Annotated in this window: 13 protein-coding genes; 6 read left to right on the forward strand and 7 right to left on the reverse strand. The window is 63.5% G+C overall.

Features of this window, described 5'->3' with window-relative positions; all coding sequences use genetic code 11:
* Window positions 1-76: 76 nt before the first annotated feature.
* Entirely contained in the window at window positions 77-1,201 is a 1,125-nt protein-coding gene (locus AB7531_RS01195; protein WP_063980272.1) for a hypothetical protein, read from the forward strand.
* Here the strand turns inward: AB7531_RS01195 and AB7531_RS01200 are convergent.
* Genes AB7531_RS01200 through AB7531_RS01210 form a run of 3 tightly spaced genes read right to left on the reverse strand, consistent with a single transcriptional unit; the run spans window position 1,198 to window position 4,023 of the window.
* The gene (locus AB7531_RS01200; RefSeq protein ID WP_063980273.1) at window positions 1,198-1,788 is read right to left on the reverse strand and encodes a Smr/MutS family protein; all 591 of its coding nucleotides are present in this window, start codon (window positions 1,786-1,788) and stop codon (window positions 1,198-1,200) included. The two genes, AB7531_RS01195 and AB7531_RS01200, sit on opposite strands and share 4 nt — an antisense overlap.
* Window positions 1,785-3,338, reverse strand: a complete 1,554-nt coding sequence (gene mltA / locus AB7531_RS01205) for a murein transglycosylase A (RefSeq protein ID WP_441279840.1) — start codon at window positions 3,336-3,338, stop codon at window positions 1,785-1,787. The genes AB7531_RS01200 and mltA overlap by 4 nt, the downstream gene beginning before the upstream one ends.
* Window positions 3,316-4,023 (reverse strand): Tim44/TimA family putative adaptor protein, encoded by a 708-nt coding sequence (locus AB7531_RS01210; RefSeq protein WP_063980275.1) that lies wholly within the window; start codon window positions 4,021-4,023, stop codon window positions 3,316-3,318. The genes mltA and AB7531_RS01210 overlap by 23 nt, the downstream gene beginning before the upstream one ends.
* A 413-nt stretch (window positions 4,024-4,436) precedes the next feature.
* On the opposite strand from AB7531_RS01210, the gene secB reads away from it, so the two are divergent.
* Window positions 4,437-4,922, forward strand: a complete 486-nt coding sequence (gene secB, locus AB7531_RS01215; RefSeq protein WP_028150166.1) for a protein-export chaperone SecB — start codon at window positions 4,437-4,439, stop codon at window positions 4,920-4,922.
* Here secB and dnaQ read toward each other — a convergent pair.
* The 4 genes from dnaQ to AB7531_RS01235 are packed head-to-tail and all read right to left on the reverse strand — an operon-like array spanning window position 4,919 to window position 7,742.
* Window positions 4,919-5,635 carry a DNA polymerase III subunit epsilon gene (dnaQ, locus tag AB7531_RS01220; protein WP_063985973.1) on the reverse strand — a complete coding sequence of 239 codons (717 nt, stop codon included), beginning with the start codon at window positions 5,633-5,635 and terminating at the stop codon, window positions 4,919-4,921. The genes secB and dnaQ overlap by 4 nt on opposite strands.
* A gap of 27 nt (window positions 5,636-5,662) precedes the next feature.
* Entirely contained in the window at window positions 5,663-6,262 is a 600-nt protein-coding gene (coaE, locus tag AB7531_RS01225) for a dephospho-CoA kinase (RefSeq protein ID WP_063985974.1), read from the reverse strand.
* Between the two features lie 23 nt (window positions 6,263-6,285).
* The gene (locus AB7531_RS01230) at window positions 6,286-6,894 is read right to left on the reverse strand and encodes a Maf family protein (protein ID WP_063980276.1); all 609 of its coding nucleotides are present in this window, start codon (window positions 6,892-6,894) and stop codon (window positions 6,286-6,288) included.
* Window positions 6,895-6,902: 8 nt separating this feature from the next.
* Window positions 6,903-7,742, reverse strand: coding sequence for a pyruvate, water dikinase regulatory protein (locus tag AB7531_RS01235; RefSeq protein ID WP_028150170.1), 840 nt, complete (start codon window positions 7,740-7,742; stop codon window positions 6,903-6,905).
* Between the two features lie 459 nt (window positions 7,743-8,201).
* Between AB7531_RS01235 and hemJ the strand changes: the two genes are divergently transcribed.
* The 4 genes from hemJ to mnmG all read left to right on the forward strand — a co-directional run bounded on the left by hemJ (window position 8,202) and on the right by mnmG (window position 14,410).
* Window positions 8,202-8,636: a protoporphyrinogen oxidase HemJ gene (hemJ, locus tag AB7531_RS01240; protein ID WP_063980278.1), complete on the forward strand. Its 435-nt coding sequence runs from the start codon at window positions 8,202-8,204 to the stop codon at window positions 8,634-8,636.
* 247 nt (window positions 8,637-8,883) lie between these two features.
* Window positions 8,884-10,149, forward strand: coding sequence for a transcription termination factor Rho (gene rho / locus AB7531_RS01245; protein WP_045004625.1), 1,266 nt, complete (start codon window positions 8,884-8,886; stop codon window positions 10,147-10,149).
* A gap of 318 nt (window positions 10,150-10,467) precedes the next feature.
* Window positions 10,468-11,826, forward strand: a complete 1,359-nt coding sequence (gene mnmE, locus AB7531_RS01250) for a tRNA uridine-5-carboxymethylaminomethyl(34) synthesis GTPase MnmE (protein ID WP_063980279.1) — start codon at window positions 10,468-10,470, stop codon at window positions 11,824-11,826.
* Window positions 11,827-12,529: 703 nt separating this feature from the next.
* A complete protein-coding gene (gene mnmG, locus AB7531_RS01255) occupies window positions 12,530-14,410 on the forward strand; it encodes a tRNA uridine-5-carboxymethylaminomethyl(34) synthesis enzyme MnmG (RefSeq protein WP_063980280.1) in 1,881 nt (626 codons plus the stop codon).
* The last annotated feature ends 4 nt before the right edge of the window (window positions 14,411-14,414 follow it).

Genomic DNA, 14,414 nt, shown 5'->3' on the forward strand with positions numbered 1-14,414 from the left:
GGTCCCGGATCTGCGCTCGCTGTGCTCGCTTGTCGGGGACGACGGCGGAGGTAGATCGCGTCAGTTCGGGTGCGGCGTGATCGCCCAGATTCAGAAAAATCCCTGGCGTCTCCTGCTCGCGATCAACGCCGCGGTCATCGTCGGCGTGTTCGTCCACAAGATCCAGCTGCCGCCTTACGTCCCCTACATCCACCTCCTCGTCGACTATCATTTCGGCTTCATCAAGCGCGCGCTGATCGGGGCCATCGTCGCGCTGTTCACGGACAAGGTGCCGGTTTGGCTGGTGTTCGCGCTCGGCGGAGCGACGTGGCTGGTGACGCTGGGGCTGTACGCAAGGCTATTCCAGAAAACGTTCGGCTTCACCGCGAGAACGCTGCCGCTGTTCGTCTTCATCGCGGGCTCGCCGTTCTTTCTCAAGAACTTCATGCACACGCTCGGCCATTTCGACATCTATGGCTGCGCGCTGGCGATCATCCTGCTGCTGATGCCGGCGGGCTCGCTGCTGTTCGTCGCAATGGCCGCGCTGTTCTCGATCGTCCTCGTGCTGATCCACCACATTCATCTGCTGATGTATGTGCCGACGATCATCGCCATCGTCGTGATCAGGCACTACCTCGCCTACAGCGTCACCAAGACGAATGTCGCGTTTGGTTTGGTGGCATTGCTTGGCGTGAGCGCGCTGTTCTTCGCGGCGCAATTCCTGGGAACGATGCCGATCCCGGAAGCGGATTTCGTTGCCTACCTGAAGACCCGGATGGCTGATCCGGCGCGGACCGACCTGCTGCAATTCGCCTACATCTGGTACCAGCCGCTGGCGAAGGAGGTTTCGGATACCTGGGGCCGCCTGCCGCACAACATCCTCGGCGTGCCGGTGTTTGCCCTGCTGATCTGGCTGCACACGCCACTCTGGCGCTATTTTGCCGGCGTGATCGGCGCGCTCGCGAACGACCTGCACCGGCGCCTCGTCATCGCGGCGCTGATCGGCATCAGTCTCGCCTATCTCGTGATGTTCGCGATGGTGTTCGACTATTCGCGCTGGATCTCGAACTGGGCGGTCTGCCTGTTCCTGATCCTGCACGCGGTGAAGATGCTGCCGGCCAAGTACAATGCACCGCTGATCGCGTCGGAGGATCGGAAGACAAATATCTTCGGCCTGATCCTCACGCTGATCCCGCGCGTCGGAATCGTCCGGCCGTTCTAATACCTCGCCCGGCGTATCCGCACATAGAGCGCGCCCTCGCCGCCATGGCCGATATGCGCCTCCTCGAAGCCGACGACGAAGGCGCGGAATTCCGGCAGGCTCAGCCATTCCGGCACCTGGCGGCGGAGCACGCCGCTTTCGCCGCCGCTCCGTCCCTTGCCAGTGATGACGAGCACGAAGGTCAGGCCGTCATCATGGGCGCGGTGCAGGAAGCCGGTCAAGGCCCGGTGGGCGCGTATCTGGGTCATGCCGTGCAGATCGAGCCGCGCCTCGATCTCGCTGCGGCCGCGCGACAATTTTGTGCGCTCGCGCTTGCCCAGCGGTGCCAGCGGCGGCATGGCCGGCTTTGCCATGCGCACCGCCGGCGCGGCAGCGATCGGCCGTGGCGATGGCGCAGATCGCGTAGCCGGCGCTGCCGGTGAAGGCTCAGTGCGCGGCGGGGCGTGTGTCTTTGCCACGCGATGCTTCCGCAGCGGCTTGACCTGTTTTGCGACCGCATCCCACAGCGCGCGCTCCTCCTCGCTCAGCGCACGGCGGCGCGGCGAGGTACGAGGCTCCAGCACGGGCGGACGGGACGATCGCTTCATTGCTGCCGATGGGGACGATTCTTGACTGGCCGCCGCGGCTCCTGAACGGGCTCTATCACGGGACGCGGCACCGGCAACGGGACCGGATTGGCAACGGCGACGGTCTCACCCTTACCTTGCGCCACGGCTGCGGCCGGAGCCGCGGGCTTGGTCTGATCCTTGGGCGAATCCTTGGCAGGATCGGTCTGCGGAAACAGCCTTGCGATCTTCTCCGAGGGACGCGGGTCCGGCGCCGGCAACTTCGCGGCGCGTACTGCGGGATCGAGGCCCTTCGGTACCAACATGACGAAGTGCATGGGATGGCGCAGCCGTCCCGAGACACGGCCGGCATCCGCGCCGGCGCCGAAATAGAGATCGGCGCGCGCGGGGCCGATGATGGCCGAGCCGGTGTCCTGCGCGATCATCAGCCGGTGGAACGGCGTCTTGGAGCGTTCGGAATCGATCGGCAGCTCGCCCTCGATGAAGAACGGCGTGCCGTAGACGTGCAGTGCCTTGTCGACCGCGATCGAACGGCCGGCGGTCAGCGGAATGCCCTGCGCACCCACCGCTTCTTCCTTGTCGGACAGATTGACCTCGCGGAAGAAGATGTAGGATCGGTTCTGGCGGCGCAGATCCTTGGCGCCATCGGGGTTCTGCGCCATCCACTCCCTGATCTTCTGCATCGACATCTCCTCCTTCGGAATGATGCCGCGCTCGATCAGGACACGGCCGACGGCCGTGTAGGGATAGCCGTTATAGGCGTCGTAATTCAGCCGGACCGTGCCGCCGTCGTCGAACTTGATCCGCGCCGAGCCCTGGATCTGGGCGAACAGCAGATCGGTGGGGTCCTTCAGCCAGGCGATCTCCAGCCCGCGGCCGGCGATCTTGCCGTCCTCGATCTCGCCGCGATCGTAATAGGGCACCAGCTTGCGGCGGCCGATCTTGCGGTAGACCGGGCCCTTGTTGGGCAAGCTGACCGAGTCCTGCTTGTAGCCGCGCACGAACAGGTTCGACGGGCGACGATAGACCGGCACGTTGAAGACGTCGGTCTGCGTCCGCGATCCCTCCAGCACCGGTTCGTAATAGCCGGTGACGAAACCGTCGGGCTCGCCGAGGCGCGAGATCCGCAGCGGTGCAAAATTCTCCTCGAAGAAGGTCCTGGCTTTGCCGTCGTCGGTGAGCTCGAGCGACTTGGCGGCCCTGCAGGGCTCGCTCAGCGAGCCGCCAAGCGCCTTCGGTTCGGCCGCACCGGTCTGCGCGTTGATCGTCCGGCAGCTCGCGCGGAACGTCTTGTAGGCGGCGAGATGGTCGTCGTCGCTCCAGCCTTTCACGTCCGTCCAGGTCAGCGGCAGATATTGCGCACCGGGGATTTCGAACGGCAAAGGGAGCTGCGGATAGGGCAAGGCGCGCGGCGGGGCGGCGGCAAGTGCCGGGAGATGATGGTGATGGCTGCGATAGTGACGCCGCGCCGCCTCGGCGCCGAGCGAAAACGACGACAGCACGACGGCACCTGCGCAAAGCGCCGTCGCGCTGTTCTTCAGGAAATTCTTAATTCGCGCTTCCGGTGCCAACCAGCTTCCAGTTTGGATCGCGAGAGGTGATATCGCGGGCGAAGGTCCAGATGTCGGTGATGTCGGCGACCGTGTCCGCACTACCGTCGACGATATTGCCGCTCTTGTCGCGGGTGGCCGAGATCATCTGCGAGACGAATCGTATGGTGAGCTGAGCCGTGCGGTCGCGCAGCTCGGCGCCGACGAGCTCGGCCTTGTCGATCGAGACGAAACGCGTCTCGGTCTTCTGCTCATACTTCTCGCGTTCCTTGATGGCGGCGTCGAAGCTATCATAGACCTCCGACGACAGCAGGTCGCGCAACGCGCGGCGGTCGCCATTGGCAAAGGCCAGCACGATCATCTCATAAGCGCCGCGGGCGCCCGAGATGAAATGGCGCGGGTCGAAGGTGGAATCCTTGTCGACGATGGCATCGAGACCCTGGGCGAGCGCGGTGCCCGGCTCGGTCAGGCCCTTCCAGCGGTCGGAGGGCGGAGCCGGCTCGGCGGTCGGCGCCAGCGGGGCCTGGTCGATCACCTTGCCCGGCATGGTCACGACGTTCTTGTCCTGGGCACCCCCCAGCGCATTGCGGGCGGCGGTGCGGTCGAACGGCGGCCGCTCGTTACCCGTCCGCTGTCCCAGCACGCTGCGCAGCCTCAGAAAGATGAAGACCGCCAGCGCCAGGAAGATGATGGTGTAGATGTCCACGTCGTATTCGCTTTCTGGTCTTCGCTGAAAGGGGCCGTCTCGGGTCGTCGCCGGGAAAATCAATCCGGCCAGTAGACCGTTCCATACGGGAACGGCAAGTCTACATCACCATTTTAGGTCCGCGCGTCTGGTCCTCGGGATGTAGGCACGAAATCTTGCCCGGCCAATGGCGCCTTTTGGCACAGCGCCGAGTGTAGCGCGTTTTATGCTTAAGGGGAAACCCGATCCTGCCCGGAAATCGCGCATCTTCAATCGTTTAACGCGCGATTTCGTCAGGAGGGCCGGGTGAACGTCACAATTGCGGGGGCGGCGCGGATACCCGATCCGGGGCCGTTCGTCCTTGTGGAGTGAGGCGGCCCTATGTTAGCCAACCGCCGCGAAATTCAGCCCAAATCGGGTAAGGAGAGACTCTCATGACCAACGGCAACGGCACCCCTCCCGAGGCGGCCCAGGCTGCCCAGCTCAACGTTCTGGCGCAGTATATCAAGGACCTTTCATTCGAGAATCCGAACGCGCCGACCTCGCTCCAGCAGCAGGGCCAGCCGCCCCAGATCAACATCCAGATCAATGTCAGCGCCATCAATCTCAGCGAAACCGAGTTCGAGGTGACGCTGTCGGTCGAGGGCAAGGCCGAGACCGCCGGTAAGATCATGTTCTCGTTCGAGCTCGCCTATGCCGGCGTGTTCCGCATCACCAACGTGCCGAAGGAGAATTTGCATCCGCTGGTCATGATCGAGTGCCCGCGTCTGCTGTTCCCGTTCGCCCGCGAGATCATCGCGACCGCCGTGCGCGACGGCGGGTTCCCGCCCCTGATGCTGGATCCGGTCGACTTCGTCGGTCTCTATCGTCAGAACATGGAGCGGCAAATGGCCGCTCAGCAGACGAGCGGTCAGGCCTAAACAGCCGGAGGGGCGGCTGGAGCGGGCAGGAACTCGTTCCAGATCGCCTTGTCGCCGAGCGTTGCGATAAAGGCCCGATGGGCCTCGCGCTCGGCATCGGAAATCCGCGGCGCGAGCGGCACGGTCCGCTGCCGCCGCGGCACATCGCCAGCCGCATTGGCGCGAATGTCCTCGCCTTCCGAAGCGAGGAGCAATTGCGATTGCCGCGCCCCGACCAGATCGACATAAACTTCGGCCAAGAGTTCGGCGTCGAGCAGCGCGCCGTGCTTGGTGCGGTGTGAATTGTCGATCGAATAGCGCGAGCAGAGATCGTCGAGCCGGTTCGACACGCCCGGATGCTTGCGCCGCGCCAACAGCAGCGTATCGACCAGCCGCTCGCGCGGGATCGCGACGCGCTTGACCTTGTCGAGCTCGGCGTTGATGAAGCCGATGTCGAACGAAGCGTTGTGGATCACCAGCGGCGCATCGCCGATGAACTCCAGAAACGGGTCGACGACCTCGTGGAACAGCGGCTTGGTCGACAGGAACTCGGCCGACAGCCCGTGTACCGCAAAGGCTTCCGCCGGCATGTCCCGTTCGGGATTGATATAGACGTGATACGTCTGGCCCGTCGGCATACGGTTGAAAATCTCGACGCAGCCGATTTCGACCAACCGATCGCCGCGGAGCGGATCGAGGCCAGTGGTTTCGGTGTCGAGAACGATTTCACGCATGATCAAGAGGCCGTGTGAGGCAGCGAATCAGGCTCGCCGCTGCGGCATCTTAACGACCTCGGCCAGAATGTGCGTGATTTGGGCGCGCACGGGTTCAAGTCCGTGTGACGTATCCACTACGAAATCGGCCCGCTTGCGCTTCTCGGCATCCGGCGTCTGCTTGGCGATGATCGCGTCGAGCTTGGCCTCGTCCATCGTGCCGCGCTCCAGCACACGCTTGCGCTGGAGTTCCGGCGAGGTCGACACCACGACGACGGCGTCGACCCGCTTCTCGCCGCCGGTTTCGAACAGCAGCGGGATATCCAGGACCACGACGGGCGCCTTGGCTGCTTCCGCATCGGCGAAGAATTTTTGCCGGGAGGCGCCGAGCATCGGATGAACGATCTGTTCGAGCTGCTTGATCGCGGCCGGATCATGCACGACGCGCGCGGACAGTTTTGGGCGATCAACCTTGCCGTTCGAGGTGGTGCCGGGAAAGGCGGCCTCGATCGCGGGCGCGGCCTCGCCCTCGTAGAGCTGATGGACAGCGGCATCGGCGTCATAGACGGGAACGCCGGCCTCCGCGAACAATTTCGCGGTGGTGGATTTTCCCATCCCGATCGAGCCGGTCAGTCCAAGGATCCGCATCAGCAGGCAGCCGTTCCTGTCGTTCACACTGCAACTAGCCGTTCGCGCCGCAGGAACGCAAGCAACGGCAGCAGCGGCAGCCCGAGAATGGTGAAATGGTCACCCTCGATGCGCTCGAACAGATGGCTGCCGAGACCTTCGAGCTGATAGGCGCCGACACTGGTCGTCACCGCATCGCCGGCGGCGTCGAGATAGGCGGAAAGCTCCGTCTCGGTCATCGGCCGCATGGTCATGCGGGCCACCGAAACATCCTCGAAAACGATCTTGCCATCTCGCGCCACGGCCACCGCGGAATTCAGCGCGTGGCTTTTGCCGGCGAGGTCGAGCAATTGCGCCATCGCCTCTGCGCGGCCTGCAGGCTTGTTGAAGAGACGCTCGCCGAGAGCCAGGGTCTGGTCGGCACCGATCACATAGCTCCCCGGATGACCGGCCGAGACCGCCTTGGCCTTCTCACGCGCCAGCAGCAGGGCGATGTCATGCGGGCCTGAAAGTTTCGAGGCGGCCTGAATGCCGCGCTCGTCGATATCGGCCGCAATCGCCTTGAACTCCAGTCCGGCACTAGCCAGCAGCATCTTTCGCGCGCTGCTCTGCGAGGCCAGTATCAACGGAGTTTCGCCGCGCCAGAGAGACATCGCCGAAACTATCCCGTAGGCCGGTTGCGCTGGCGGTCACTGTAGAGCTTCATGATCGCCGCGGCGGTTTCCTCGATCGATCGCCGCGTGACGTCGAGCAGCGGCCAGTCGTGCTTGGCGCTCAGCTTGCGCGCGAACGCGACCTCGTCGGCGACCGCCTGCCTGTCGGTATAGGTGTCGCCGCTGGTATCGGCACCCATCGAGAGCAGGCGGTTCTGGCGCACCTGGATCAGGCGTTCCGGCGTCGCATGCAGGCTCACCACCAGCGGCCGCGTCAGGGTCTCCAATTGTGCCGGCACCGGAATGCCCGGAACCAATGGCACGTTGGCGGTGCGGATGCCGCGATTGGCTAGATAGATCGACGTCGGTGTCTTGGAGGTGCGTGAGACGCCGACGAGCACCACGTCGGCATCGTCGAGGCCTTCGACATGCTGGCCGTCGTCGTGGATCATCGTGTAGTTCAGCGCGTCGATGCGCTTGAAATATTCCGCATTGAGGACGTGCTGGGCGCCGACGCGGCCCGTGGTCGCGGCGCCGAGATAGGCTTCGAACAACTGCATCACCGGCCCGATGATCGACAGGCTCGGAACGTTGATCTGCTTGCACTTGTCCTCGAGCCGAGAGACCAGATCCTTCTCCAGCAGCGTGAACAGCACGATCCCCGGCGCCTCCTCGATCTCGTCGAGCACGCGATCGAGCTGCTTCTGGCTGCGCACCAGGGGATAGACATGCTCGACCGGGGTGACGTTGGCGTACTGCGCCGCGACGGCGCGCGCGACGGTGATCAGCGTCTCTCCGGTGGAGTCGGAGACCAGGTGGAGATGGAAATAATTGTTCGAGGTCGGCACAAAAGCCCTTTGTATGGAGGCGGTGTGGTTTGTGGATTTCTGTGGACCTTAACCCCTCGGAAAGGGTTGCGCGACACCAGGGGCGGGACAAGTGCCAATTTTCTTCACACCACTGCCCATCGGAACAAGTCCGGCGACCTGTTGAGAGGAAAACGGGATTGCGCGGACAACCCCCTTGATAAGCTGCCGACAGAAACGCGCAAGCCTTTGAAGCTGGCCGACTTATCGAAGGCCGCAGGAAGCATCAGGGATATGTTGATGGATGTGAACAAGCGCACGTGAACGTGCGGACGGAATTGTGTGAGTCCTATTCACGGTCACATAGACTCAAACCTTAAGAATCTAAGATTCTAGATTAGAGGAAGGCGCTACGGACGGATAAGTGTGTAGGGTGAGACCTTAACGAGTTCTTACTATCCCCAGCGTTCCCTGCGCTGGACAGAAAGCCGGGCGCAGAAAATGTTCGAAGACGTCTATCTCTGGATCAAGGCGCTGCACGTGATCGCCGTCATCTCCTGGATGGGGGGCATGCTGTATCTGCCGCGGCTGTTCGTTTATCACTCCGAGGCCGAGATCGGCTCGAAGCAGTCGGAAACGTTCAAAGTGATGGAACGCCGGCTGCTCAAGGCGATCATCAACCCCGCCATGATCGTCACATGGCTTGCCGGGCTCTATCTCGCCTGGTCCGGCCACTGGTTCTCTTTCGGCTGGCTGCACGTAAAACTGGCACTGGTCCTGGCGATGTCTGGGGTCCACGGCTTTTTTTCACGCTGGTGCAAGGATTTCGCCGCCGACCGGCGTCCGCGTAGCCAGAAATTCTATCGAATTATCAATGAGGTGCCGACTGCTCTGATGATTTTGATCGTCATCATGGTGATCGTGAAGCCGTTCTAGGCAAGGCTTGCGATGAATCGCTCAGCGCTTCGGCTTGCGGAGTGGAAAGCGATTTTCTATATTGGCGACATCCCACCCAACGCAGGCGGATGTGGTTTTGTCTGAGCTTTCCAGAGGCCGGACACCGCATCAGGTTTGAAGCCTCACCGGCGCTCTCCTTGCCAGACCTGCGGACCTTACCTTCTCGCGTCCGCATTTCAGAGCCTCCTCGCACCCCCTCCCAAGGTTACCCCACAGGACCACCCCAATGCGGGAAATTAAACTCCAGGACCTCAAGTCGAAGACGCCGGCCGAGCTTGTCTCGTTCGCGGAAGAGAATGGGGTCGAGAATGCCAGCACCATGCGCAAGCAGGAGCTGCTGTTCGCCATCCTCAAGCAGCTCGCGATTGCTGAAACCGACATCGTTGGCGAGGGCGTCGTCGAGGTGCTCTCCGACGGCTTCGGATTCCTCCGCTCGCCGGACGCCAATTATCTGCCGGGACCGGACGACATCTACGTTTCGCCCTCGCAGATCCGCCGCTTCGGTCTGCGCACCGGCGACACCATCGAAGGCCACATTCGCAGCCCGAAAGAGGGCGAGCGCTATTTCGCGCTGCTGAAGGTCAACACACTCAATTTCGAGGACCCGGAAAAGGCCAAGCACAAGGTCAATTTCGACAACCTCACGCCGCTGTTTCCGAATCAGCGCTTCCGCATGGAAATCGACGATCCGACGCGGAAAGACCTTTCTGCAAGGGTGATCGACATCGTCGCGCCGATCGGCAAGGGCCAGCGCGCGCTGATCGTCGCGCCGCCGCGCACGGGTAAAACCGTGCTGATGCAGAACATCGCGCATTCGATCGCGCACAATCACCCCGAATGCTATCTGATCGTGCTGCTGATCGACGAACGTCCGGAAGAAGTCACGGACATGCAGCGCTCGGTGAAGGGCGAGGTCGTTTCGTCGACCTTCGACGAGCCGGCGGTTCGTCACGTCCAGGTCGCCGAGATGGTGATCGAAAAAGCAAAACGTCTGGTCGAGCATGGCCGCGACGTCGTCATCCTGCTCGATTCGATCACGCGCCTGGGCCGCGCCTACAACACCGTGGTGCCGTCATCCGGCAAGGTCTTGACCGGTGGTGTCGACGCCAACGCGCTCCAGCGCCCGAAGCGCTTCTTTGGTGCCGCCCGCAATATCGAGGAGGGTGGTTCGCTGACGATCATTGCAACCGCGCTGGTCGATACTGGCAGCCGCATGGACGAAGTCATCTTCGAAGAGTTCAAGGGCACCGGTAACTCCGAACTGATCCTGGACCGCAAGGTCTCGGACAAGCGCACCTTCCCGGCGATCGACATCTCGCGCTCCGGCACCCGCAAGGAGGAGCTCATCACCGATCCGCAGGTGCTCAAGAAAATGTACGTGCTCCGCCGCATCCTGAACCCGATGGGCACCATGGATGGGATCGACTTCCTGCTCGACAAGCTGCGCTCGACCAAGAGCAATTCAGAGTTCTTCGACTCGATGAACACCTGAGTGCGATGCAGCATGAGATCAGAGGGCGCCTCCGGGCGCCCTTTTTCGTTTGTGCGGCTTTGCTGCGGAAGAAATGCAGCATGGCGATGGGACGAAAGGAAAATCGGATCTTCCGTAAGTTATTGATATATTTACATAATACTTGACGCTGCCTGACCATTTGGTGCTTGGGCGAGGCTGCCTCTGCAGCAAAATGCTGCGCTTTATGTTGCATCGCAATAGAGCCGTTGCTGCGGGCCAGAGCGCAGCAAAAGGGGGGGCGTCGGCATCGCGAGAACGGGCCGTTTGCCTTTTCCCCGCCAGCCGGACAAATAGGCCATGCATCCGCGAGACCAGACCATCTTTGCGCTGTCGTCCGGCCGTGCGCCCAGCGCGATCGCCGTGGTGCGCGTCTCGGGCCCGCAGGCCGGCCTCGCACTCACGACGCTGGCGGGGAAGCAGCCGGCGCCGAGACAGGCCAGCCGCCGGCTGCTCCGCGATGGCGCGGGCCAGGCGATCGACGACGCGGTCGTGCTCTGGTTTCCGGGGCCGGCCAGCGCGACCGGCGAGGACGTCGCCGAATTTCACGTCCATGGCGGCCGCGCGGTGCTCGCGGCGCTCCTCTCCGCGGTTTCCCTTATTCCGAATACGCGCGCGGCCGAGCCCGGCGAATTCACGCGGCGCGCCTTCGAGAACGGCAAGCTCGATCTCACGGAGGCCGAGGGTCTCGACGATCTCATCCATGCCGATACCGATCGTCAGCGCCGCCAGGCGCTGCGCCAGTTGCAGGGCCTGCTCGGCGATCGCGCGCGCGACTGGCGCGAGCGCATCATCGAGGCGTCGGCGCTGATCGAGGCCGGCATCGATTTTTCCGACGAGGGCGATGTGCCAGCCGAGTTGAGGGCGCCAGCGGTGAAAGCGATCAAAGCGCTGTATGACGAAATCACAGAAGTCCTTGCGGCACAGGGACATTCTGAACGCCTGCGCGACGGCCTGGTGGTCGCGATCGCCGGCGAGCCGAATGTCGGCAAGTCGACGCTGATCAATCAGCTCGCGCGCCGCGAGGTCGCGATCGTCTCGCCCTACGCCGGCACCACGCGCGACGTGATCGAGGTGCAGCTCGATCTCGACGGCTACCCGGTCACGGTGATCGACACGGCTGGCATCCGGGAGACCGACGATCCCGTGGAGCAGGAAGGCGTGCGCCGAGCGCGAGCCCGAGCCGAAGACGCCGACCTCGTGCTGTGGCTAGTCGAGGGTGGCCACGCCGTCGATCCGGGCGCGATGCAATCGCTGGTGAAGTCCGGCCCCGGGCGTGATCAATCGAGCGGCGCGGTCTGGATCGTCCGCAACAAGATCGATCTGGGCGAGGCGGGGGAGGTCGGGCCGCGCGGCGAGTTCGGGATCTCGGCGAGCCGGGGGGACGGCGTTCCCGACCTGATCGACGCTCTCGTGAAATTCGCCGCCGAGTTTTTCGGGACCACCGAGGGCGCATTGGTGACCCGGGCCCGCCAGCGAGATCTGTTGCGCCGGGCCTCAGACAGCTTGCGCCGGAGCCTGGAGCTTGTAGAAGACGGCGAAGAGCTTGCCGCCGAAGAGCTGCGCGCTGCGGCCTATGCCTTGGGTCGGCTGTTGGGCCGGGTCGACGTCGAGGACGTCCTCGGGGCCATCTTCCAGAAATTCTGCATCGGAAAATAGGACTAGTTCTTCATTGTAGAACTAGAGCTTGTTCCAGTCCTTGCGTTTCCCGTGAAACGGGGGCTCGTTTCGTAGCCCGGATGAAGCGAAGCGCAATCCGGGGACGGCTCCGCAGCCGGAACACCTTTCCCGGATTTCGCTGCGCTCCATCCAGGCTACAAGCTTGTCACGCTCCTTGCGTTTCACGTGAAACAGCGGCGGGGTCGGTTCCGGTCCGTTTCACGTGGACCACGTGCCTTGCAGGCTCCGGCCTGTTTCACGTGAAACCGCGGGACGATTGGACCGCCCTGGTCGCAGTGTTCGTACGCACGGTCTGATCGCCTGACGGGCAGTGAGGGTCTTGGCCGCCGGTCGTCCCCGAAGCCCGTCATTGCGGGGAGCCCTTGCGACGAAGCAATCCAGACTGCCTCCAAGGAGGGATTCTGGATTGCTTCGCTCCGCTCGCAATGACGGAGCAGACCCATCGCTTGTGCCCTCTCTACCCCCGTCCAGAACCGTGCGAGATCTCGCCAGGAGTTCTCTCCCGGTCAGACCCATCCTGTTTCACGTGAAACAGCAGTCCTCTCAATGTCCCTTCTACTGTGCATGGGGTTGTTTTCGCGAAAATGCGCATCGCCTACTTGGCCGCACCGTTTCACGTGAAACAACCGCCTCACCCAGTTTCTACTTCCGGCTTCTCCACCTCTGAGATAGAAGTCCGCCCATGCGAACAGAGCGAGAGAGTTTCGACGTCATCGTGATTGGCGGCGGCCATGCCGGCTGTGAAGCCGCGGCTGCTTCCGCCCGGATGGGTGCGACGACCGCTCTGGTGACGCACCGTTTCTCCACGGTCGGCGCGATGTCCTGCAACCCCGCCATCGGCGGCCTCGGCAAGGGCCATCTGGTCCGCGAGGTCGACGCGCTGGATGGTCTGATGGGCCGGGTCGGCGATGCCGGCGGCATCCAGTTCCGCGTCCTCAATCGCCGCAAGGGACCGGCTGTCCGAGGCCCCCGGGCTCAGGCCGACCGGAAGCTCTATGCCGCAGCCATGCAGGCTGCGATCCGGGACACCGAAGGTCTTTCCGTCATCGAGGGCGAGGCAGACGAGCTGATCGTGGCCGAGGGCCGGGTGACCGGCCTACGCCTGGCAGACGGCCGCGAGCTTCGGGCAGGGGCCGTCGTCGTCACCACCGGCACCTTCCTCCGCGGTCTGATCCATCTCGGCGAGAAGAACTGGCCGGCTGGGCGGGTCGGAGAGGCCCCGGCGATGGGTCTCTCCGCCTCCTTTGAGCGGGCAGGCTTCACCCTTGGACGGCTTAAGACCGGAACTCCGCCGCGTCTGGACGGCACCACGATCGACTGGTCAGCGGTCGAGATGCAGCCCGGAGATGAGCCGCCGGAGCCGTTCTCGGTGATGACCGAGCGGATCACGACCCCGCAGATCCAGTGCGGGATCACCCGAACGACCTCCGCGACCCATGAGGTGATTCGCGCGAACGTCCATCGCTCTCCGATGTACTCCGGCCAGATTAAGAGTTCCGGACCGCGCTACTGTCCCTCGATCGAGGACAAGATCGTCCGCTTTGGCGACCGCGACGGGCATCAGATCTTCCTGGAGCCGGAAGGGCTCGACGATAGCACTGTCTATCCCAACGGCATCTCGACCTCGCTGCCGGAGGAGGTCCAGCTCGCGATCCTCGCCAGCATTCCTGGCCTGGAGCAGGTGAAGATGGTTCGCCCGGGCTACGCCATCGAATACGACCACATCGATCCCCGCGAGCTCGATCCGACCCTCCAGACCAAGCGTCTGCGTGGCCTCTTCCTGGCGGGTCAGATCAACGGCACCACCGGATATGAGGAAGCTGCCGGGCAGGGCATCGTGGCCGGCCTGAACGCAGCTTTGGCCGCGAGCGGCGCCGCCCTGACAGTGTTCGACCGTGCCGATGGCTATCTCGGTGTGATGATCGATGACCTCGTCACCCGCGGGATCAGCGAACCCTATCGGATGTTCACCTCCAGGGCCGAGTACCGGCTGACCCTGCGCGCCGACAACGCCGATCAGCGTCTCACCGAGAAGGGGATTGAGCTCGGATGCGTCGGGAGCGCCCGGACGCAGCATCACCGCGCCAAGATGGACGCTCTGAATGCGGCCAGGGCGCTGTCGAAGTCCCTGACCATCACGCCGAACGAGGCGATCAAGCACGGCCTGTCCCTGAACCGGGACGGCCAGCGCCGTTCGGCGTTCGAGTTGATGGCCTATCCCGACATCGGCTGGAGCCAGGTCCGGACCATCTGGCCGGAGCTGTCGGCGATCGACCCGGTCATCGCCACCCATCTGGAGATCGACGCGAAGTACGACGTCTATCTCGAGCGCCAGAGCGCCGACGTCGAAGCTTTCAGGCGAGACGAGGGGATGGTGCTGTCGGACGTCGATTACCAGCAGGTCCCTGGTCTTTCCAATGAAGTGCGGGCCAAGCTTGAGAAGGCGCGGCCGTTCACCGTTGGCCAGGCTGGCCGGATCGACGGCATGACGCCGGCGGCTCTCGGTATCCTCGCGGCCTACCTCCGGCGCGAGGCACGGAAGACCTCAAAGGCGATCGCATAGGCGT

This window comes from Bradyrhizobium sp. 63_E2_N1_3, assembly GCF_052076005.1.
Classification (GTDB): Bacteria; Pseudomonadota; Alphaproteobacteria; order Rhizobiales; family Xanthobacteraceae; genus Bradyrhizobium; species Bradyrhizobium barranii.

Bases quoted from the DNA above. Each gene is read 5' to 3' on its own strand.
- mnmE (WP_063980279.1), top strand. From the start codon at position 10,468: ATGCATCCGCGAGACCAGACCATCTTTGCGCTGTCGTCCGGCCGTGCG.
- AB7531_RS01200 (WP_063980273.1), bottom strand. From the start codon at position 1,788: ATGAAGCGATCGTCCCGTCCGCCCGTGCTGGAGCCTCGTACCTCGCCG.
- AB7531_RS01230 (WP_063980276.1), bottom strand. From the start codon at position 6,894: ATGTCTCTCTGGCGCGGCGAAACTCCGTTGATACTGGCCTCGCAGAGC.
- rho (WP_045004625.1), top strand. From the start codon at position 8,884: ATGCGGGAAATTAAACTCCAGGACCTCAAGTCGAAGACGCCGGCCGAG.
- mnmG (WP_063980280.1), top strand. From the start codon at position 12,530: ATGCGAACAGAGCGAGAGAGTTTCGACGTCATCGTGATTGGCGGCGGC.
- secB (WP_028150166.1), top strand. From the start codon at position 4,437: ATGACCAACGGCAACGGCACCCCTCCCGAGGCGGCCCAGGCTGCCCAG.
- coaE (WP_063985974.1), bottom strand. From the start codon at position 6,262: ATGCGGATCCTTGGACTGACCGGCTCGATCGGGATGGGAAAATCCACC.
- hemJ (WP_063980278.1), top strand. From the start codon at position 8,202: ATGTTCGAAGACGTCTATCTCTGGATCAAGGCGCTGCACGTGATCGCC.
- dnaQ (WP_063985973.1), bottom strand. From the start codon at position 5,635: ATGCGTGAAATCGTTCTCGACACCGAAACCACTGGCCTCGATCCGCTC.